The 20,042-nt window shown below is 63.6% G+C and carries 26 protein-coding genes; all 26 read right to left on the bottom strand.

From position 1 onward, the window contains the following. Positions 1 to 17: 17 nt before the first annotated feature. The 26 genes from XpruCFBP8353_RS18460 to XpruCFBP8353_RS18335 all read right to left on the bottom strand — a co-directional run bounded on the left by XpruCFBP8353_RS18460 (position 18) and on the right by XpruCFBP8353_RS18335 (position 19,603). Positions 18 to 677 carry a sigma-70 family RNA polymerase sigma factor gene (locus tag XpruCFBP8353_RS18460; protein ID WP_101364519.1) on the bottom strand — a complete coding sequence of 220 codons (660 nt, stop codon included), beginning with the start codon at positions 675 to 677 and terminating at the stop codon, positions 18 to 20. A gap of 6 nt (positions 678 to 683) precedes the next feature. Further along, complete coding sequence (fliP, locus tag XpruCFBP8353_RS18455; RefSeq protein ID WP_243391166.1) at positions 684 to 1,298, bottom strand: flagellar type III secretion system pore protein FliP; 615 nt, start codon at positions 1,296 to 1,298, stop codon at positions 684 to 686. 134 nt (positions 1,299 to 1,432) lie between these two features. Further along, complete coding sequence (locus XpruCFBP8353_RS18450; RefSeq protein ID WP_101364517.1) at positions 1,433 to 1,756, bottom strand: hypothetical protein; 324 nt, start codon at positions 1,754 to 1,756, stop codon at positions 1,433 to 1,435. Between the two features lie 8 nt (positions 1,757 to 1,764). Beyond that, on the bottom strand, positions 1,765 to 2,025 hold the full coding sequence (locus XpruCFBP8353_RS18445) for a FliM/FliN family flagellar motor switch protein (RefSeq protein WP_101364516.1): 261 nt from the start codon (positions 2,023 to 2,025) through the stop codon (positions 1,765 to 1,767). A gap of 21 nt (positions 2,026 to 2,046) precedes the next feature. Next, positions 2,047 to 2,736 carry a FliM/FliN family flagellar motor switch protein gene (locus XpruCFBP8353_RS18440; protein ID WP_243391164.1) on the bottom strand — a complete coding sequence of 230 codons (690 nt, stop codon included), beginning with the start codon at positions 2,734 to 2,736 and terminating at the stop codon, positions 2,047 to 2,049. 54 nt (positions 2,737 to 2,790) lie between these two features. Continuing rightward, positions 2,791 to 3,954: a flagellar hook-basal body complex protein gene (locus tag XpruCFBP8353_RS18435; RefSeq protein ID WP_101364514.1), complete on the bottom strand. Its 1,164-nt coding sequence runs from the start codon at positions 3,952 to 3,954 to the stop codon at positions 2,791 to 2,793. Positions 3,955 to 3,965: 11 nt separating this feature from the next. Next, on the bottom strand, positions 3,966 to 4,382 hold the full coding sequence (locus tag XpruCFBP8353_RS18430) for a flagellar hook assembly protein FlgD (protein ID WP_101364513.1): 417 nt from the start codon (positions 4,380 to 4,382) through the stop codon (positions 3,966 to 3,968). Beyond that, positions 4,372 to 5,178, bottom strand: a complete 807-nt coding sequence (locus tag XpruCFBP8353_RS18425; RefSeq protein ID WP_243391163.1) for a hypothetical protein — start codon at positions 5,176 to 5,178, stop codon at positions 4,372 to 4,374. Before XpruCFBP8353_RS18425 ends, XpruCFBP8353_RS18430 begins: the two co-directional genes overlap by 11 nt. Further along, positions 5,105 to 5,524, bottom strand: coding sequence for a hypothetical protein (locus XpruCFBP8353_RS18420; protein WP_243391162.1), 420 nt, complete (start codon positions 5,522 to 5,524; stop codon positions 5,105 to 5,107). The genes XpruCFBP8353_RS18425 and XpruCFBP8353_RS18420 overlap by 74 nt, the downstream gene beginning before the upstream one ends. A gap of 34 nt (positions 5,525 to 5,558) precedes the next feature. Next, a complete protein-coding gene (locus XpruCFBP8353_RS18415; protein ID WP_101364511.1) occupies positions 5,559 to 6,884 on the bottom strand; it encodes a FliI/YscN family ATPase in 1,326 nt (441 codons plus the stop codon). Then, positions 6,884 to 7,528 (bottom strand): FliH/SctL family protein, encoded by a 645-nt coding sequence (locus tag XpruCFBP8353_RS18410; RefSeq protein WP_101364510.1) that lies wholly within the window; start codon positions 7,526 to 7,528, stop codon positions 6,884 to 6,886. The genes XpruCFBP8353_RS18415 and XpruCFBP8353_RS18410 overlap by 1 nt, the downstream gene beginning before the upstream one ends. Then, positions 7,525 to 7,971, bottom strand: coding sequence for a hypothetical protein (locus tag XpruCFBP8353_RS18405; RefSeq protein WP_101364633.1), 447 nt, complete (start codon positions 7,969 to 7,971; stop codon positions 7,525 to 7,527). The genes XpruCFBP8353_RS18410 and XpruCFBP8353_RS18405 overlap by 4 nt, the downstream gene beginning before the upstream one ends. Before the next feature lie 4 nt (positions 7,972 to 7,975). Continuing rightward, the gene (gene fliF, locus XpruCFBP8353_RS18400; RefSeq protein ID WP_243391161.1) at positions 7,976 to 9,352 is read right to left on the bottom strand and encodes a flagellar basal-body MS-ring/collar protein FliF; all 1,377 of its coding nucleotides are present in this window, start codon (positions 9,350 to 9,352) and stop codon (positions 7,976 to 7,978) included. Between the two features lie 10 nt (positions 9,353 to 9,362). Next, positions 9,363 to 9,659: a flagellar hook-basal body complex protein FliE gene (gene fliE, locus XpruCFBP8353_RS18395; protein ID WP_101364509.1), complete on the bottom strand. Its 297-nt coding sequence runs from the start codon at positions 9,657 to 9,659 to the stop codon at positions 9,363 to 9,365. Continuing rightward, positions 9,659 to 10,042 carry a flagellar basal body rod protein FlgC gene (locus tag XpruCFBP8353_RS18390; RefSeq protein WP_101364508.1) on the bottom strand — a complete coding sequence of 128 codons (384 nt, stop codon included), beginning with the start codon at positions 10,040 to 10,042 and terminating at the stop codon, positions 9,659 to 9,661. Before XpruCFBP8353_RS18390 ends, fliE begins: the two co-directional genes overlap by 1 nt. Then, complete coding sequence (locus XpruCFBP8353_RS18385; protein WP_101364507.1) at positions 10,039 to 10,416, bottom strand: hypothetical protein; 378 nt, start codon at positions 10,414 to 10,416, stop codon at positions 10,039 to 10,041. The genes XpruCFBP8353_RS18390 and XpruCFBP8353_RS18385 overlap by 4 nt, the downstream gene beginning before the upstream one ends. Positions 10,417 to 10,423: 7 nt before the next feature. Further along, the gene (locus XpruCFBP8353_RS18380) at positions 10,424 to 11,539 is read right to left on the bottom strand and encodes a flagellar basal body P-ring protein FlgI (protein ID WP_101364506.1); all 1,116 of its coding nucleotides are present in this window, start codon (positions 11,537 to 11,539) and stop codon (positions 10,424 to 10,426) included. After that, a complete protein-coding gene (locus XpruCFBP8353_RS18375) occupies positions 11,536 to 12,120 on the bottom strand; it encodes a flagellar basal body L-ring protein FlgH (RefSeq protein ID WP_243391160.1) in 585 nt (194 codons plus the stop codon). Before XpruCFBP8353_RS18375 ends, XpruCFBP8353_RS18380 begins: the two co-directional genes overlap by 4 nt. Then, positions 12,110 to 12,817, bottom strand: a complete 708-nt coding sequence (locus tag XpruCFBP8353_RS18370) for a flagella basal body P-ring formation protein FlgA (RefSeq protein WP_101364504.1) — start codon at positions 12,815 to 12,817, stop codon at positions 12,110 to 12,112. The genes XpruCFBP8353_RS18375 and XpruCFBP8353_RS18370 overlap by 11 nt, the downstream gene beginning before the upstream one ends. Beyond that, positions 12,817 to 13,584, bottom strand: coding sequence for a flagellar hook-basal body protein (locus XpruCFBP8353_RS18365; RefSeq protein ID WP_101364503.1), 768 nt, complete (start codon positions 13,582 to 13,584; stop codon positions 12,817 to 12,819). The genes XpruCFBP8353_RS18370 and XpruCFBP8353_RS18365 overlap by 1 nt, the downstream gene beginning before the upstream one ends. Positions 13,585 to 13,597: 13 nt before the next feature. Next, positions 13,598 to 14,269, bottom strand: coding sequence for a flagellar basal body rod C-terminal domain-containing protein (locus XpruCFBP8353_RS18360; RefSeq protein ID WP_101364502.1), 672 nt, complete (start codon positions 14,267 to 14,269; stop codon positions 13,598 to 13,600). Next, entirely contained in the window at positions 14,266 to 16,329 is a 2,064-nt protein-coding gene (locus XpruCFBP8353_RS18355) for a flagellar biosynthesis protein FlhA (protein WP_101364501.1), read from the bottom strand. The genes XpruCFBP8353_RS18360 and XpruCFBP8353_RS18355 overlap by 4 nt, the downstream gene beginning before the upstream one ends. Then, positions 16,326 to 17,399 (bottom strand): EscU/YscU/HrcU family type III secretion system export apparatus switch protein, encoded by a 1,074-nt coding sequence (locus tag XpruCFBP8353_RS18350; RefSeq protein WP_101364500.1) that lies wholly within the window; start codon positions 17,397 to 17,399, stop codon positions 16,326 to 16,328. The genes XpruCFBP8353_RS18355 and XpruCFBP8353_RS18350 overlap by 4 nt, the downstream gene beginning before the upstream one ends. Continuing rightward, complete coding sequence (locus XpruCFBP8353_RS18345) at positions 17,399 to 18,169, bottom strand: flagellar biosynthetic protein FliR (RefSeq protein ID WP_101364499.1); 771 nt, start codon at positions 18,167 to 18,169, stop codon at positions 17,399 to 17,401. The genes XpruCFBP8353_RS18350 and XpruCFBP8353_RS18345 overlap by 1 nt, the downstream gene beginning before the upstream one ends. A 2-nt stretch (positions 18,170 to 18,171) precedes the next feature. Continuing rightward, complete coding sequence (locus tag XpruCFBP8353_RS18340) at positions 18,172 to 18,435, bottom strand: flagellar biosynthetic protein FliQ (RefSeq protein WP_003488414.1); 264 nt, start codon at positions 18,433 to 18,435, stop codon at positions 18,172 to 18,174. 10 nt (positions 18,436 to 18,445) lie between these two features. Continuing rightward, positions 18,446 to 19,603, bottom strand: a complete 1,158-nt coding sequence (locus XpruCFBP8353_RS18335; protein WP_243391159.1) for a tetratricopeptide repeat protein — start codon at positions 19,601 to 19,603, stop codon at positions 18,446 to 18,448. Positions 19,604 to 20,042 lie beyond the last annotated feature (439 nt).

Genomic DNA, 20,042 nt, shown 5'->3' with positions numbered 1-20,042 from the left:
CGCGCTCGGGGCGGATGCTACAGAAAGTCGCCTTTCTGGAAACATCCGTCATTCAGTTGCGCGCGCAGGATCCCGAGCCCTTGCGAATGCAACTGGGAGACCCTGCCCTTGGTCACGCCTAGCTCACCTGCGATCTGAACGAACGGTTTGTGCAGGTAATAGTGGGACATGAAGATCTCCCGCGTCCGTGGCGCCAGCTGCAACATTGCCTGCGCAAGAATACCGCGCGCCTGTTCCTCTGCGAGATCCCGCCCAGGCCACGCATCGGTGGCATGCTCGACCAGATGCTGGGTGGCGATCTCCAGAATCGAACCGATGAAACCTTCCAGTCCGCCGGTGTCGTCGGCAACGACATCGATGGAGTCTTCGGCCCGACTGGAACGCTTTTGTTGGCGGACGCCATTGAATACAGCGCCCCGTACACGGCGTTTTGCGTACAAAGTGAATGGAATCGCACGTGACGGGTCGTACCGGGTCATCGCCTCCAGCATCCCGACATGCGCGTTCTGCAGGTGATCGGCCCAATCCAGGTCGCGGCGACCAATACGCCGATACACATCCGCGGCAACCAACCTGGCCCAGGGCGAATACTCCGTCACCAGAAAATCCCTGGCCTGCAGATCGTGGTCGGCCTTGAAGCGTCTCCAAAGCTCGGCGACAAGTGCCTCCCTGTCCATCGCAGCTCAGGACCAGATGCTGCCCAGCAGCGTCCTGGACACGAGCACCCATCCGTCGATCAAAATAAACAGCAAGAGCTTGAGCGGCAGGCTGACGGTTGCCGGGGGCAGCATGATGATGCCCAGCGCCATCAGCACCGCCGAGACCACCAGGTCGATCATCAGAAACGGAAGGAAGATCACGAACCCCATCTGAAACGCGGTCTTCAGTTCGCTCAAGATGAAAGCGGCCGCCAGATGGGTGAAGCGGATGTCCTCTACCGTCCTGGGCGGCGCTGCGCGTGCCATTTCAGTAACCGCCAACAGATCGGACTCGCGCGTCTGGCGGACCATGAAGTCGCGTAGCGCAGGCGTTGCCCGCGATACCGCCTCTGTCGCAGTGATCTGGTTCGCCAGATAGGGAGAGAACGCGTCGCGCTGAACCTTGTCCAGCACAGGCCCCATCGAAAACAGGGTGAGGAGCATCGCCAAGGTGATCAGCACGCTATTGGGCGGCGTCTGTGGGATGCCCAGCGCATGTCGCAGCAGGGCCAGCACAACGATGATGCGGGTGAAGCATGTCATCCCGATCACGATGACCGGGATGAACGAGAGCATCGTCATCAGCACGAAGACACGCAACGTGGACGAAAATTCCTGCTTGCCTGCAGCGTTCATCACCTCGCCCAGCGGATCTGCGCAAGCAGTGGTAGCGACGACCAACAAGCCCACTGCGGCAAGTCCAGCCAATAAACGGCGACCGGCGTGCAGGCGCGTCACGTGGAGGCTCCTGCTGTCGGACCCAGGCGTTGCAGACTGATCTGGCCCCTGGATTCGGCAACCACGATCCTTTCGCCCTCGATTTCCAGCAAATGCACGACCGTGTGGCGGCTTACCCGGTACTCCGAGCGCTTTACGATGGCCCCAGCCGCAACGGCTCCCTGCGCCCCACCTTGCCAACGCGCGATCACGCCTTTCTTCTTGAGCCATAACAAGACGGCGATCAATACCGCTAGCAAGACGGTCGTCCAGATGAGAACAGGACTGAGCGATGCTGCGCTCAGTACCGTATCGCTGCGGTAGGGAATGGCAGACGGCATGTTCGTGCTCAGAGCAGTTCCTGGATGCGCACGCCCAACTTGTCGCCGACCGCCATCAGCTCCCCTCTGGCGACCGCTTTGCCGTTGAGCATGAGGGTGACCAGCGCTTCGCAGGACTCTTCAAGCGGAACGACGTCGCTCTGCTTGAGTGCCATGATCTGGTCAACGCTCATCTCAACCTGTCCGACATGCGCCACCAGCTTCGCCTTGACGTGAGCGAAGATCGAAAGGTCGCGCGTCACGGTGGTCGTTTCCATTTTCATCTTCATTTCCTCAATCTGATTGGTTGATCAATGCACTTCAAGCGCACGCTGGCCGTCCGCGGCCACCAGCCGTGCAGCAGCCAACACTTGGGTTCCGCTCATGAGCAGGACTGGGGCATGGGCATCGGTTTCGACGACCAGGAGCTCTCCCACGCGCAACGTGGAGAACTCGCCAAGTTCTACTTCGCCCAGGATCAATTGAGCATGTAGCGCCACGGATTGACTGCGCAATGCCTCACTACGTGTCGTCAGCACAGGCCGCTGCACTGGCTCGACACTCTCGTCCTGCGCTGCGCACCACGCCGCATCGGCCATCAATTCCATCTGGAAGTCGCCCCATTGCACGCGGGCACGCAGCGCGCCGTGTCTCGACAGGAATCGGAGTGGATCGACGGGATGGGTCGGCGTGGAAGCCCCGGCAGGGATCGTGTCGGCCAGCGCAGCCACCAGCGCACGCAACGCCTGCTCACCGACATATCCGCACAACGTTACGTCGTTAGCGCCGGGAAGATGCATCAACACCGCACCGAGCGCTGAGGCCGTTCCCTTGCACAGACGAAGCCCGAACAGGCCGCCAGCGCGTGTCGTCACGATCTGGTGCTGCACGACATCCGGAACATCTTCGGTCACGGCGACTTCAGCCCGAGTACCAGCATCGACCTGCCCATCCGAAGCCGACCACTCTCCGAGCCATGCACCGAAGCGCATCTGCAACATGCCGCATAGCGCCTGTGCGCTGGCAGGTCGTATCCAACCAAGGCGTCTCATCGGTCAGCCGCCCCGTGTGCTGTTGTAGAGCTGTTCGATCATTTCGTTGCTGACCGTCATCACACGCGAGCTGGCCTGATACCCGCGTTGGATGATCAGCATGTCTGCAAATTCCTGGGTGAGATCGATGTTGGACATCTCCAGGCTGCCCCCCTGGATGCTTCCAAATACGCTAGATCCGGCACGCCCAAGCTCGCTGCGCTGGCTGTCAACGTCCGACAGCATGCGTCCGCTGGACAGTTCCAGGGTGCTCTCGCTCTGGAACGCCGCCAACGCCAGTTGCCCGCCCTGCCGTTTCTCCGTCGAGCTGTAGGTGACCTGCAGGACGCCCTTGCTGTCGAACGCCAGCGCATTGATGCCTAGCACCGGGCTACCGTCTTCCACCGTAGCGGTCAGGCTGTCGGTCAGACCGGACAGGCTGGTGGTTCCGGTAAACGTGCCTGGGGTACCGAAGCCGAGTGCGACCTTCTGGGTGCTGGAACCCACCGAGAGGGTGACCTCGAGATTGCCCGAACCCGTTTCCAGCATCCCGCTGGTACTGAAACGCAAATCGCCGCTACCGACCTGTGCGCCAGATTCATCGGTCACGGTGACACGGTAGGTACGACCGGATCCAGCCGATGCCACCGGCGCGCTGGTGGTGACCTTGAGGGTGTGGACCGAGCCCGCCGCGTCATAGACTTTGATATCGGCCGCCGAACTGCCGGTGGAGGTGGGCGACAGGTTGCCGCTCAATCGCACACTGGTCGTGGGTTTTGCATCCAGTGTGCGCAGACCGTCCAGGTTCAGCTGCGATAGTTGCGCATCGCTGCTGATCGACATCACGTCATAGCGACTGACGCTGTCCACCAGGACGCCACGGTCATCGATGATGAACTGGCCAGCGCGCGTGTAATGCAGCCCGCCACTGGAGTCGCGCAGGACGAAATAGCCGGCACCGTCGACCGCGACGTCCGTCGCGTTGCCGGTCTGCCGCAGATCCCCTGCAGTGGTGCGCAAGCCGGAGCCCACGATCCGTGTGCCATGTTCGCCAGCCAGATTTTCGAAGAACGCGTCGCTTCCCCGAAAGCCGGGGGTGTTCATGTTTGCAACGTTGTTACTCACCGTATCCAGGCTCTTGGAAAAGCTGAAAAGCCCGGAGAGCGAGTTGTAGAGTGCCTGAAACATGCATCGCCTCCTTACTGCTGAACCAGTGTGATCTGCGGAAGGCGGATGCCCGTGAGAACACCGGCACTGGTTTCGACCGTCAATAGCGGACCGGAGGCACTGAACTCGATTGCCTTGACCACACCCGTTGCGGTGTTGCCACTTGCCTGGGTGACCTCGATCCTGCGGCTCAGCAGACTGAGGCCCTGGCTGGTGGCATTCATGCTCAGCGCCCCTTCGGAGTTGAGGCTGAGCTGGCGCGATTGCTCCAGATTGCTGAACTGCGCAAGCTGCGCCAGGAACTCGCGGTTATCCACCGGTTCCAATGGATCCTGAAACTGTAGCTGCGATAGGAATAGCTTGATGAAGCCATCCTGGTCGATGGTGTTGTTCGATTGCGCACTTGCACTTCCGTTGTTCACGATCGCACCGATCGAATCAATCGCCATTGTTGACTCCTTGAGTATTGGAAGAGCGCTGCCAAACGAGCGCACCATTGAGCATGATCCGGTCAGGCTGGCCTTGCCCGGAGTGCAAGAGCGCATCGAGCAAGGCAGGAATCTGAGTGGCGGAAAGTCGGTAGTCGCGTATCCACCAGGTGGAGCGCCCCTGCGCATCGGAGATCTGTCTCATCGCGCGCGTCATCCACTCTGCCAACGCACCGATACTGCTCGCCGAGGACGCTCGTGACGACGAGTTTGCATCTGCTGCGGTATGCGCGGTCGAGGTAACCGGCAAGCCTGCGCCGGCTGTCTGCGATCCCGACGCAAGTGACGCCGGATGAGTGGACTGTTGCAGGGTCAGTGCATGCAGGCCCGACCCGGCCAGTACCGACGGCTGCGCGTTGAAATCGAGTGCAGCAACGCGCGGCACCACCGCATCCTGACCACGACTGCGATGATCTACATACGACATCAGATACGTCGCCGTTGACATCCACTCGAACACGATCGAATCCAGTGCCAGGCTCTGGTCGACGGTGTTTGACACACGCGTGGTCGACACGGTTCCCGCATGCACCATCTGATCGGAACTTGCAGTAGACGCACCGCCTGCTTCGCGCTCGGATGAAAGCCAGCGTTCGAACGCCGCGGCGTCATTCGATGGCCCCTGCTCGCGCGGCTCGTCGTGGGGCCGTGGCGGAACCGCAGCAGGCGAGGGCGTTGCAGATTCAATGGCCATTGCACGCCCTCCTTGCAAGCCAGAGTTCGGCACAGGTGTCGGATTCGGCACGTTCCCGCTCATGCAGGGTCTGCTCGCACAGGCGCCGATAGCGTTCGTCGACAGCACGCTCCTGTGCCGAGGCACCACGATGAGCGGCTCGCGCGGTTTCCACACTGGCGTCGCAGGCATCCGCTTCGAGCGAGGCCTGGATATGTTCTGCGTGCACGGCAGCCTCGACCTGCAGCGCGACCTGATAGGTGTCCAGCTGCAGCAGGCCACTGGCTGCTCGCAGCTTCCAGTCAGCGACCGCGTGGACGCGCTGTTGGCTGGCTCGCTCTAGCGCATGCGCTCTGCGGCTTTCCCGCAGCGTGCCCTGCAGCGCCAGCGACGCCTTGCGCGTCTGCAGATCGCGCACACGCGCCAGCACGGCAAGTCGTTGCAGTTGTCGACGTGCGTCATCGTCAGACATGCGCATCCTCCAGCGGTAGCGCGCGCTGCAAGGTCTGCAGGGTTTGCAGCCGCGTCATTGAGGGGAGCCCGGCCTGCTTGAGAACCGCCTCCACCTGCGGCCAGGCCTCCAATGCCTGGTCCAGCGCGGGATTCGCTCCGGATTGATACGCGCCCAGTTCCACCAGATCACGCGAGTCCTCAAGAATGGCCAGCACGCGCCGCACGCGCGCCGCCACGTCCACATCGCCGCGCGTGGCAAGTTGGGTAAGCAGGCGACTGACGCTGGCAAGTACATTGATGGCCGGATACTGCCCTTTGGACGCCAGCCTGCGATCCAGCACGATGTGCCCGTCCAGAATGGCGCGCATATGATCGGTGATCGGCTCGTTGAGATCGTCGCCTTCCACCAGCACGCTATAGATCGCAGTGATTGCGCCACACTGGAAGTTCCCGCAGCGCTCGGCAATCCGTGGCAACCATGCAAACACCGACGGCGTATAGCCACGGAAGGTTGGGGGCTCGCCGCTGGCCAGACCGATCTCGCGCTGCGCCATGGCGAACCGGGTCATCGAATCCACCACCAACATCACCGATTTACCCTGATCCCTGAAGAACTCCGCAACTGCGTGCGCTGCGTGCACTGCATGGGTGCGTACCAATGCCGGCTGATCGGCAGTGGCAGCCATCACCACGCAGCGCTTCATCGCCTCCGACCCGAGCGTATGGCGAACAAAATCGCCAACCTCGCGACCACGCTCGCCGATCAGTGCAAGCACGATCACGTCGGCTTTCACATGCCTCACGAACATTCCCAGCAAGGTGCTCTTGCCCACACCGCTGCCTGCAAAAATGCCAACGCGCTGTCCCTTGCCCAGGGTCAGTAAGCCATCCACCGCATGGACGCCGGTTTCGAGAACCTCGGTGATGTCACGCCGCTCCAGTGGATTGGGCGGCGCTGCATGCAGCGGGTAGCGTTGATCGAGAACGCACGTCCCCAGCGTGTCGAGCGGGCGACTGAATGCATCGACGACGCGCCCGAGCAAGGCATGGCCCACCGGTACGTCCAGTGACCGTGTCGTGGTCTCCACTCTTGCCCCTGGCGCGAGACCGGCGATCTCTCCGTAGGGCATGAGCAGCAACCTGCCGTCCCGAAGTCCCACCACCTGCGCATCCACGCGCCGGTCGTCTGCCGCCATAACCACTTCACAGAGATCCCCGACGCGCGCGTCAGGCCCGTCGGCTTCGATCACCAGCCCATTGAACGCACAGACACGCCCGTAGCGACGCTCGTAGCGCGCTGTCTGGATGGCTGTGGTCAGATGCTGGCTCAGGCTCATCAATCCGCCACTGGGGTATAGGTGGACAAGCCGTCCAGCAAGGCGGCCTGTAGCGCCGACAGGCGCACATCCAGCCCGAACTCGGTTCTGCCCGCGCGCGTTTCCAGGATGCATTGGCCGGGCCGCAGTGCCAGATCGCAGTGAACCGGCAAGGCGGCCAGATTGGCGCAGAGCGAGAGGTCCTGCTCCGCTACATGCAGCGCCACCGCTTCATGACCGGCATCCCGCACTGCCCGATGGCACAACTCCGTCAGCAGCGCTCCCTTTGCGTACGCGGCCCCGACAACGTGGGTGACGGCGTGAAACGCCACCTCCACGGCAACCTCGCGACTGCGTTGCGCCTGCTGCTCGATGACCTGTGCCAATCCGGCAATCAGGGTTTGCATCTGCACGCGTACGCGCTCGGTCGCCTCGTGCGCGGCGTGGGCCTGGGCCTGCAAGGAGGCCGTCACCTTTTCCAACTCGCGTTGCGCCAGCGTTGCGGCCTCCTCGTGCGCGCGTGCCAGACCCTCCTGATATCCCTTTGCACGTGCGTCTTCCAGCACCAAGCGCTCTTGCGCGACGGCGGGCGCCCTGTCGTCCGATGCAGGCTCTGCAGGCGCATACCAGGGACGGCAGTCCGACGTGACGGCAAGACGCTTCATGGCAATGCCCGCATGGATGGATGTGCAGCTGCAGCTTGGGCGTGTGCCGCGCTGCGCACGGCAGCCGCCAGCGCTGGCGGCAATGGCCGGGCCGTCGCAAGCTCGGCGCGGACGTCCCTGGCCGTCGCAGGCGCTAGCGCGGCAAGGATGAAAGAAGGGTCCGCCGATGTCGTTGCCATGACCACGCGACTCAAGGTGGCCGCACCCAATGTGCCAGACAGCTGCACGATCTGCGCCAGACCCAGCTCGGTGTCGGCGTGCGCGATCGACGACCTCGACAGCTGCAGCGCCGGCTCCACCAGCGCTAGATCGTCCCAGCCGTGACGACGGACGACTGCGATCTGCTCACGCAACTGTGCCGCCATGGCCGCCGGCAACGATGCCAGCAACCGCCGACGCTCGCCGGAGCGCATGACGCTGGCAAGCAGCGCAGACTTGCGCATGCACTCAGCCTCGCTCATGCGCAGGCCCCAGCAGCCAAGTTCGAATCTGTTGCGCTGCCTGTTCGCTCTGCTCCCGGCTCAGGCGCTTGTTGCGCGCACGCGTCACTGCCCTGCCTATCGATAGACCGGCGATCAGGCCAAGCGCTAGGGCGACCAGTAACCAGATCAACAGGCTTGCTGGCCGGGTCGACACGATGCCACCACCAGCAACCGGGCGATCGGGAGTGCGTGCAGCCACGGCCGGCTGCACCGTCTGCCGGCTGGGTAACGCAGCCGCTCCCACGCCAATCTCGACGACATCGCCGCGCGCGGCATCGCCACCGATTGCCGCCATCACCAGACGCTGCAGATGCTGTTGTTCCACCTCGGTCAACGGTTGGCGCAATGCAATCGCAACGCTGATCCGCTCCACGCGTCCGGTAGCACGGGTGATCTCCTGCTTCTCGGTGCCGTGTGCGTACTCGACCTGCTCGTTCAAGACCGCACCGCTGCCGGCGTCGGTCGCGCGATCCGAGCTGGAGCTGCGACGCACCAGCGTGCCGTGATCCTGGCCTGGCGCCACCAGCGTGCGCTCGCTGGTGGTGCGTACCTTGTCGAAGTTCAGTGCGACATTGACCGAAATCGATGCGCCCGCGGTGGACGGCTGCGCCGCGAGAATCTTGCGGATATCACGTTCGTAATCGGCTCCCAGCTGGCGTGCCAGATCGCCCTGTCCTGCGCCGGCGGCCTCGTTGGCGCCCGCCGCCAGTTGCATGCCGGTCGGCCCAACCACCACCACGGCCTCCGGCGCCAATCCGTCCACGGCCGAGGCAACCAGATCGCGAATTCCGCTGACCTGCTTTGCGGTCAGCGCGGCACCGGGCACAAGTGACACGGCCACCGAGGCCTTTGACTGGCTGTCTTCGGCCAGAAACACCCCGGGGCGGCGAATCGACAGGTGTACGCGCACCGCTTCGACACCGGGAATCGTGGCGATGGTGCGCTCGATTTCGCCCTGTAGCGCACGTTGGTAATTGATGCGCTGGGCGAACTCGGTGACACCGAACTCATTGGTATCGAACAGCTCGAATCCGACATGCCCCCCCTTCGGAACACCGGCAGATACCAGGCGCATCCGCAATGGATGCACCTGCGCCTGTTCCACCAGGATGCCGCTGCCGTCTGCGGTATAGCTGTGGGGAATCTTCCATTCGTCCAGCGCTGCAGAAACCTCGGCAGCATCGGCTTGCTTCAATTCACCGAAGAGCAGCGCCTGGCGCGGCGCCAGCACCCACCAGATCGTGGCTGCCGTCAGCAGCAGCAAGATGCCAACGCCAGCCAGCAGTCCAACCCTGCGGGCAGGCGTCAATGCCGAGTATGTCGTTTTGAGAGAGGAAAGCACGTCAGTGTCCTTACAGTTGCATCCGCGAGAGTTCCTGATACCCCTCGACCAGCTTGTTACGGACCTCGGCCAGCAACGTCAGGTGCATGCGCGCCTCTTCCAGTGAGATCATCAGATCGTGCGGCGCCACTTCTTGGCCTGCGGCCATTGCACGCATCTGCTGATCCGCCGTCTGGATGGCGCTGTCTGCACCGGAGATGCCACGCGCGACCACATCTGCAAAGTTCACGCCTTCGGTGGCGGCAGCCGGTGCGCCGAGTGCTTCCACCTGCGCAGGCGCAATCGCTCCAATTGCTTCGATCGCCATCACTTGGCTCCAATCTCAAAAGCACGCAACACCATGCTGCGCAGCACGTTGAACGAGCGCACATTCGCCTCGTAGCCACGACTGGCTGTCATCAGGCTGGTCATCTCGCTCACCATGTCCACTGCCGGGTAGTGCACCTGCCCGTGCGCGTCGGCCATCGGGTTCTTCGGATCCAGGACCGTGCGCGTTCCAAGACTGCGCGCCACGTCCATGCCATCGCCCAGGCCCACCGTCTCGGCGAACGAAGTGGTGGCCGAGACAGCCAGCTGGCGGGGATCGATCGGCTGATTGGCGACCGCAATATGCCGCCCGGCCAGGTCCATGCGTAGCCGCTCGTTCTGCATGCCTGCCCGGCTTGCGTCCAGAATCGCGTCGATGCTCATGCGCCGCTCCGTCCGGTCACCGCCAGGCGCATCAGACCGAAATGCCGGCTCAGCGATTCGGTCAATGCCTGGTAGTTGAGGCCGGCCGACACCGACTCGGCGACCAGGTCGTCCAGGCTGGCGCGCGCGCGGTCGTAACGTTGGTCCACGATCGCCAGCGTGGGCGAATCCGGGTTGCCCAGCAGTGCGGCAACATCGTCAGGGCTGGCGCCGGCAGCGGCATTGAGAACACGATCGGTACGACTGTGGTCGATCACGAACACCGGCGCGTCGGGACTCGATGCATTGGCGATATTCCAGCTGGTGACTTCGGCCTTGAGCTTGTTGAGGCTCAGGGCCATGCGCACGGCGTCGACGGTGAGATCTTGTGACATGGGTGACCTACTGAATGATCAGGTCGCCATCCAGGGCGCCTGCGGATTTGACGGATTGCAGGACCGCGATGACATCGCGGGTGGTCAGCTTGGCGGTACGCAACGCGGAAATCAGGTCGGCCACAGTGGCGCCTTCTGCGACCGACACCAGCGGTGCGATCGGCTCTTCGGTGCTGATGGTGCTCTCCGGGACCAGCACGCTGCGCACCCCGGCGCCTGGACGCACCAACAGCCCATCCGGTTGCGACACGCTGTAGCGCGTGGAAATCTCCACGCGCAGGTCGCCATGGGAAATGCTTACCTGCCCCAGGCGGATATTGCTTCCGGCCACGACCGTGCCGGTGCGTTCGTTGATGATCACGCGTGCCGGCCGCTCACGCGCCACCCGTACATTTTCGATCTGCGAGATGCGCGCCACCCGGCTAGGATTGTCTCGGTAGTGAACGACGACCTTGCCGGCATGCTCGGCCTCTGCGGTGACGCCCGGCAGGCTGGCACTCACTGCCTGCGCGATGCGATTGGCGGTGGTGAAGTCCGCTTCGTCGAGCAGGATGCTCAAGGTCCCCGGCTCACCGGCGACATCCAGCGCGGCTGCACGCTCGACGGTGGCGCCGGAAGGAATCCAACCGACCGTGGGATGATTTTTCTGCACCGATGCGGTGATCGCCTCGAACTGATAACCGCCGACCGAAATCGCCCCCTGTGCGATGGCGTAGACCTTGCCATCGGGCCCGCTCAGTGGCGCCAGCATCAAGGTCCCGCCGGTGAGGCTGCGAGCATCGCCCGCGGAGGCGACCTGCACATCGAGCGGCTGGCCAGGCTCGGCGAACGCCGCCAGTTTGGCCGTGACCAGCACGGCTGCGACATTGCGACTGGACAGGTCGCCCAGTTCGACGCTGACACCGAAGTTGCGCAGCGTATTGCCGACCGATTGCACGGTCGCGCGGTTGCGCGCCGAGTCGCCGGTCCCGGAAAGACCGAACACCAGCCCGTAGCCGGTCAGCGGATTCTCGCGCACACCGGCGATGCGCGCGATGTCCTTGATTCTGACATCGGAGACCGGGGCGGCATGCGCAGATGCAGCCGAAAGCGTAAGCAGGAGCACCAGCAAACGCAGGTTCATAGCACCCTCAGCCACTTGAGCAGCCGGTAGGCCACGCTTTGACGTTGCGACTCGGCAACCACACCCTTGCCGTTGAATTCCACACGCGCATTGGCGAGCCGATGCGACCACACGGTGTTATCGGCAAGGATGTCGTCCGGCCGCACGATGCCGCTCAGCGTGATGCGCTGATCTTCCTTGTTGATCAACAGCGACTGCTCGCCTTCGACCACCAGCGATCCATCACTCAGCACATCCTTGACCTGTACGGACAATTGCGTGCGCAACTCACCCACCCGCGACGTTTCCGCGCTGCCCTTGGTGGCACCGGACAGGCCGGCGTCGAAGCTGCCGCGATAGGCATTGTTGCCTGCGGTGCCACTCAGGCGAACATCGGAACCGGCATCGGTGGCCGCACCGGAGCGCGCCCTGGCCGCTTCCAGTACGTTCACCGTCAACACATCGCCCACGCGGTAAGCGCGTCGGTCGGCAGCGATGCCGCGATACGTGTTCGGATTGATGAGGCTTTCCTGCGCGAAGGCGCATTGGCTCGCCGTCGCCGACAGCAGCGCAGCGAGCATCAGCGTGTCTCTAGTGTTCAATGGACACCTCTCCACTGGCGACCACACGTGCCTGCACCGGCGTGCGTGCGCCCTGCGGCAGGACGGCAATCGCCTCACCGGGCTGTCCATCGGCCGCCGCGATCGCCGGCAACCGCAGTTCGACCGCACCACGGCGAATGCGCAGGGTCACCGGATCACGTCGCGCGATCGCAGGGGCGGCAGCGAAATCGTGCGTCTGCACCAGATCGCCTGCCCGCACCGCGTGCTTCAAGCGGGCCGCCGCTGGCGCCTTGCCTGGCGCCGCCAGCGCGTCGACGGCAAGCACACCGGCCACGTCCATGCGCTTAGTCACGACAACCACCTGCTCACCCGGCGTGCCATTGGCAAATGCACGTGCATAGGTCGGCCGCTCCAGCCACCATTGCACGGTGAACCAGACCATCCTGGTCTGTGTCGGCACGCCATCGAGCAGAATCTGGACGGGTACGCCCACACGCTTGCGGGGCCAGGTTCCGTCGATCGGTCCGGCCTGCAGCGTCGTCTTTGTGGCAACCGTTTCCGTGTCCAATTGCGAGGCCGGCAGCGCGGACGCGGTCAGAATCACCTCGCCCGGCAACGTACTGGACAACGCCTCCAGCGAGGCGCGCGCCGTCGCGATCAGTCGATCGGGCGAGATGTTGCTGGCCTGCGCGCTGGCACAGGCCATCAACAACCACAAGGCAAGCATCCTGGTCATCAGCGGCGCAGGTTGTTGATGGTTTCGAGGATCTGGTCGGAGGCTTGCAGCACCCGCGCGTTGAGCTGATACGCCCGTTGCGCCAGCACCAGCCCGGTCATCTCATCGATCATGTCCACGTTGGCCGCTTCCAGATAGCCCTGCTGCACCTTCCCGGCCCCATTGCTGCCTGCGGCCAACGGAATGGCGTCGCCGGAACGGGCCGCCGCCTGAAACACGTTCTCTCCGCGCGACTCCAGACCCTCGGTGGACACGAAGCTGACCAGATCGATGCTACCCAGCACCGAACGCTCTGCGCTGCCATCCAGCTTGGCGCTCACTTCGCCAGCCGAAGAGATCAGCACATCCGCAGCACCCTGTGGCATCTGGATTCCTGCCGACAGACGCATGCCGTTGGAGATGGCCAGGTAGCCTTCGGCATCGACATGAAAGCGACCCGAGCGTGTGTAGAACCGCTCGCCATTGGCATTCTCGATCTCGAAGAAACCATCGCCATCGATGGCCAGATCCAACGGATTGCGCGTGGGCTGCAGTGCGCCGGCACCGAACTCCACCGAGGTGGAGCTCACACGAATGCCACCGCCATGCACGTTGCTGGCCTGGCCGATACCCTGGCCGGGCAGCGGCGCATTGGCGATCTCGGCGAAGTTGACGCGTCCGCGCTTGAAGCCCGGCGTCTGCATGTTGGCGACGTTGTTGGAGATCACGTCGATCTGCTGCTGCTGACCGCGCAGGCCGGTGGATGAGATGTAAAGGGCGTCGATCATGAAAGCCGTCCTGTCAGTTGTCGCCAATACGGTTGATGCCCGTATCCATCGCTCGGTCGTAGAGGGAAATCACGCGCTGTACCGATTCGGCGTGGCGCGAGAGTTCGATGAGCTGCAGTGTTTCGGCCGCCGCATCGACGTTGGACTGTTCGACGCTGCCCTGTTGCACGGTGCCGTTCCATGGTGCGGTCACGCCGTCATAGCGGTAGCCGCCGTCGCTGGGAATCAGGCGGCCCGGCTCGGCCACATCGACGATGCGCAGATGCGCCAGCAGTGCATCGCCATCCCAGATGCCGCCCTGTTCGTCGACACGGATGTCGGACTGCGGCAGGGTCAGCATGCCGGCATCGGTCAGTACAGCGGCTCCTTCGCGGGTCTGCAGGCTGCCATCGGCGCCCCGCACGAAACTTCCCATGCGCAGCAACCGCTGCTGGCCGTCCTGCTGCGTCACGAAGAAGCCATTGCCGCGCAGCGCAAGATCCAGCCCGCGCCCGGTTTCACGCAAGGCGCCATCGCCGCGCTGCACGCTCATCGCCGTCGTCCCGCTGGCTGCGGAAAAATCACCACGGGCGCGTACGCTCTGGTAACCGGGCGTGTTGAGGTTGGCCACGTTCTGGCTGACCGCGGTCAAGGCGTCGATATCCGCATTCAAACTTCGGCTGATTGCCTGGATGGTGTCGCTCATGCTGCAACCTGCAAGGGTGTGCCCACTGCCGCGAACGAGCGGACCGGGGCAGTGGAAGGGACCTCATTGAGCGCCAGCACGGCAACATGCGGCAGTGAGCGTTGAATCAAGGCACGCAGCGGCCTGCGCAGCGGCGAAGGACACAACAGCACCGGCAGGCGGTTCTGCCCCATCATCGCTTCTGCCTGTTTGGCGAGTTGGCGAATGAAACCATCCAGTTGCGCCATGTCGGTGAATAACGCGCTGCGGCCCTCGCCGCTGCGCTGCTGGCCCATCAACGTCCGTTCGATTCCCGGCTCCAGCGTCAACACATGCAGCTCGCCGCGTGCATCCTGGAAGCGCTGGCAAATGGTCGCGCCCAGGCGCTCACGTACCCGCTCGGCCAGCTCGTCGGGCTGCTTCTGATTGCGCCCGGCATCGAGCAGTACTTCGACGATGGCTTCCAGATTGCGGATGCTCACCTGCTCGCGCAACAACAGCTGCAGCGTCTTCTGCACATCGGAATACGTCAGCACATTGGGAACCAACTCGGCCACCAGCGGCGCGCGATGCTCGTCCAGGCGCGACAGCAGGCGTTCGGTCTCGCTGCGACTGAGCAGGTCCGGGCCATGCCGCTTGACCAACTCGTTGAGATGCGTAACCAGCACCGTGTCGGGCTCGACCAGCGTGTAGCCGCCCGCACGAGCCGCCTGACGCGCCTCCGGTTTGATCCACTGCGCAGGCAGGCCGTATGCGGGATCGCGTGTTTCCAACCCTTCCAACTTGACGCGCGAGCCGCCTGGATTGATCGCCAGCAAGCGATCCGGATGAATCTCTCCCTGGCCGACGCGGTTACCCTCCACCAGCAGTTCGTACTGGTTGCGCTCCAATTCCGCACGCAGGCTGCTTTGCACCTTCGGGATCACGAATCCAAGCTCGCCGGCGACCTGCTTGCGCAGGTTCACGATGCGTAGCGCGAAGTCGCCAGCCGGACCCAGCAGCAGCTCATGCAATGCGGCACCCATGCGTATTTCGATAGGTTCCACCCGCATGGCCTGCTGCAGTTCTTCCTGCGCAGTCGGACCTTGCGATGCCTCTTCCACACCCACGTCATCGTTGGGATCGCGTTTGATCAGGCTGTAGCGGATCAAGACCGCGACCCCAATCAACGCGGCGATCACCGGCAGCTTGGGAAAGCCGGGCAACGTCAGCATCAGCAACAGCGCGGCGGCAACCACCGCAAGCGCACGTGGATTGGATAGAATCTGGCGCGGAATCTCCGCACCCAGGCGCGCGTCCGCCGCAGCGCGGGTAATGATGATGCCGGTCGCCACTGCGATCACCAACGACGGAATCTGGGTCACGATGCCGTCGCCGACGGTCAGCAACGTAAAACGTTGCACCGCCTCGGTCCACGGCATCCCCATCTGCGCGATGCCGATCGCCAGACCGCCGATGATGTTGATCAACACGATGACGATGCCGGCGATCGCATCGCCCTTGACGAACTTGGTGGCACCGTCCATCGCACCGTAGAAATTGGCTTCCTTCTCGATCTGCTTGCGCCGCCGGCGTGCCTCGTGCTCGTCGATCAGCCCCATGTTCATGTCGGCATCGATACTCATCTGCTTGCCGGGCATGCTGTCCAGCGTGAAACGCGCGGCTACTTCAGCCACACGTTGCGCGCCGGTGGTGACTACCACGTACTGCACCACCACCAGAATCAGGAACACCACGATACCGACCACGTAATTGCCGCGGATCACGAACGTACCGATCGCACCAATCACCCGGCCTGCATCGGCACCATCCAGGATCAGGCGGGTTGCCGACACGTTCAACGCCAGCCGGAACATCGTCGCGATCAGCAACAGGGTCGGAAAGGTCGAAAAGTTCAGCGGCGATTCGGTGAAGAACGTCACCAGCAGTATCAGCAGCGCCAGGCTGATATTGATGATCAGCAGCAGATCCAGCAGCGCCGATGGCACCGGTACGAACAGCACCATCAAGATGCCGACGACCAGCCCTACCAAGGCCAGGTCGCGCTTGTCCTGCAGGAAGGCCGCAAGAATCCCTTTCATGCGGCGCCCCCGGCACGTCGACTGGCGTAGAGCGTGCGATAGACCGGTGCCAAGGCGTCGAACAGATCTTCCGGCACCGGTGCGTCGATCGCGCAGTCGCGATACAGCGAACGCGCCAACGCCGGCATACGGATCACCGGCACGCCGGCACGCTGCGCGGCACGCCGCACGCGAGCGGCCAACAAACCGCGTCCCTTGCTCAGCACGATCGGCGCACGCATGCTGCGCGGGCGGTACTGCACGGCCACGGCATAGTGGGTGGGATTGGTCAGGATGACATCGGCATCGGCCACGCGCGGCAGCGAGCGCACCGTCTTGAGCAACTCACGGATCTGACGGCGCTGCTTGGATTTCACTTCCGGGTCGCCATCGCGCCGCTTGGCATCGTCGCGCACTTCGCGCCGGCTCATGCGCATCTTCTTGCCATGGTCCTTGCGCATGAATGCCAGGTCCGCCACCGCAACCACCAGCAGCACCAGCAAGACATAGACCGACGTCGTCCAGAAGCCCGAACGTAGTTGCTCGATCAGCAGTGCCGGTGGCGACAGCGCGATCTTGCCGACGAAATCCGCTGCGCGGCCGACCGCGCCATAGGCAAGTAGGCCCAGCAAGGACAGCTTGAGGATCAACTTGCCCAGCTCCCAAAGACCGCGCATCGACAGCAGCCGTTTGATCGCGTTCATGGGATGCAAGCGTTGCAGGCTTGGTGCAAGCGCATGCGTGCTGAAGATCGGCCCTGTCTGGCAGAGATTGGCCACCACCGCGACTACCAGCAACGCCAGGATCAGTGGGGTCATCGCCTGCAGCAGGCCGCTGTAGGTGTCGATCAACCAGGCCACCAGATCCGCGCCGATGCGTGGTTGCACTCCTGCCAGTTGCATGGTGTTGCGCGTGGCGTCGGCAAGCGCCACCGCAATGTCGCGCCCGGTCAACATCGTGACCACCACAAAAACCCCCAGCATCAGGACGGCGGTCAGGTCCGGGCTCTTGGCGACTTCACCTTTGCGGCGCGCTTCTTCCAACCGGGATTGGGTCGGCTGCTCGGTCTTGTCCTGGTCGGCGTCGGCCATCAGGGCGCTCCCAGCATCTGCGGTGCCTGATCCAACGCAGTGCCGAACAACCGGCCGATCAGGCCTGGCGCATAGGCCAACGTCAATGCCAGCAACCCCAGCGCAACGGCAACCTTGAGTGGCAGCGCCAGAAAGTACACGTTGGCCTGCGGCATCGAACGCGACGCATAGCCCACCGCGACATCGACGAAGAACAGTCCCAGGACCACCGGCATCACCACCATCAGCGCGCCGACAAAGCTGCCTCCAAGCAATGCGAAGAACGCCTCCGCATCGATCGGCCGGCTCATGCGTCCGAGCGGCAGCACTGTGGTGCTCGCAACCAGACCCTTGAACAGCAGCACGTGCAGATCCAGCGAGAAGAACAGCACGGTGGCCGCCAGCATCAGCCCGTGGCCCAGCAGCGATTCCTGCGTGTCGGCGCTTGCCGGGTTGAGCAGGGCGCCAGCGCCCAGACCTGCCTGCATGTCCAACAGCCAGCCGCTGGTGTGCAACGCGGCATTGGGAAGCATGAAGGCCAGACCGAAGATTCCGCCGATCATCAGCTCACCAAGCGCGGCCACCAGCAGCGCCATCGGTTGCCCGATCGTCGGAGAGGCGTAGCCATCGGGCAGCGACAGCAGCGTCAACCATGCGAACGCCAGCATCGTGGTGATGCGCACCAACATCGGCGCCCATCCCAGCGGCGACAGCCCGGGCAGCACCATCACCGGCAGGTAGCGCAGCGATGCGTAACCAAACAACAGAGCCAGACCGGTCAGTGCCTCCATCGTCAGAGCCCGGCCGCAAAGTCGAACATGCGCTTGGCCAGCTCCACGGCGGTCAGCAGCATCCAGCTTCCCAGCACCATGATCACCGCGCCCACTGCGATCAGCTTGGGGATGAAGGTCAGCGTCATTTCCTGGATCTGGGTGACGACCTGCAGCACCGAGATCACCAGCCCGACCACCAAGGTGATCAGCAGGATCGGTGCCGAGATCTTGGCCGAGGCGAGCAAGGTCTCTGCCAGCAGATGCATGGCGGTGTCGGCGTCCACAAGCGGGCCTTCAATGCGCTGCTGCGGTGTTGGACGACAGCCGCGCACGCAGGCGTCGCGCCATCTCCGCCGGCGTGTGCGTGCCAAGCGCATGCGCACCCGCGAGAGCGCCCTCGCGCATCAAGGCTGCAAAGACAGCTTCCGATTGCGCCTGCTCGCCATGGTCGGCAAGCGACAGCGACTGTGCGTAGCGACCACTGATGCTGTTGGGATCGAGCTTCAGTGCACGCCGCAGATGCGCCTCGCCTTCTTCGCGCTGCCCATCCAGCAAGGCCACCACTGCCAGGCCACCGTGCGATTCGGCGAAGTTGCGATCCAGCGCGTAAGCGCGCCGGTAGCAGGCATCGGCGGCCAACCGCTCGCCATCGAGCAGATGCAGCCAACCCAATGCATGCCAGGTGCCGATGTGGTCCGGCATGGCCTGCGCTGCCTGCGTCAGCAACACCTTGGCCGGCGCCAATGCGCCCTGCAGCATGAGCGCTTGACCCAATCCAGATAGCGCCCGCCCAGACATCGGAAAGCGCTCCAGCGCCCGCTCGAAATGCATTCCGGCCGCTGCGCCGTCTTGCGCGTATAGCGCCAGCGCACCGGCGGTCAGCAGCGCTTCGTGCTGATCCGGAAACAGCGCAAGGCAACGATGTGCCTGCTCTACGGCACGTGTTGTATCGCCTGCATCCAGCGCGCACAGCGCACTCAACCCCAATGCGGTTGGATGCTCGGGCGTAAACGCCAATGCCGCCGCCAGTGCCTCGTCGGCGGCGGCGTAATCGGTATGCATCAGGGCGATACGTGCGGACAGCACAGCGAACTCCGCGCTGTCGCCATGGCGTGCGCGCGCCTTTTCCAACGTGGCGGCAGCGCCGTCCAGATTCTGCTGACACAGCTGCGCAAAGGCGATGTCATGGTCCAGAGCAGGGGCGGCATGGCGTTCGGCCAGCGGCTGCAGGCGTGCTTCGGCGTCCGCATAGCGGCCAGCCAGCAGATCCAGCCGCGCAGCACGGAACTGCACGCCCGCGAGCAGCACCGTCTCGGTCGGCAACGCAGCGATTACGGCCTCTGCGCGCGCGGACTGACCGGTTTCGATCAGGGCATCGATCAGCTGGCAGGCAAGCTCCGGATTGGCCGGATCTTGTGCCCAATAGGCGTGAAGTTTATCGACAGACGACATCGCCACATCCATGAGACGCAAACCACCATGCCAGGCCAGGCGGCCTAGAGAACGATGGGTGAAACCTTGGTACGTTTTGGACCCGTCGTTGCAGCGCTCGTGCGTGGCTATCGATCCTGATAGTCACTATCCCCCGAAGCGAGCTCGCCGCATCCCCCTGTGATGACCGTGTGAACTTTACGACCTCCCCCGGGAGGTGTGTCAAGCGATGCGAAACATGTCAATGAAAGATTTTTCCGAGGCTGATGTCACATTTCGAAAGGCTGGCTCTATTGTTCAGCTCGCTTTCGGCTGATGTGGAGTGGCGCAATCGGGCTACTACCTCGCTGGCATCGAGCGGATTGCCAGCACGTACCACAGGTTGCTGTTGCCGTAGAGGCGCTGCGCCAGGCCGCGCAGCATGTCGCCGGCCTGCACCGTCACCTTGTAGGTGCCCACG

Source organism: Xanthomonas prunicola, assembly GCF_002846205.1.
Lineage (GTDB): Bacteria > Pseudomonadota > Gammaproteobacteria > Xanthomonadales > Xanthomonadaceae > Xanthomonas > Xanthomonas prunicola.
Note: the sequence above shows the minus strand (reverse complement) of the source record. Positions and strands in the feature narration are given on the sequence as shown.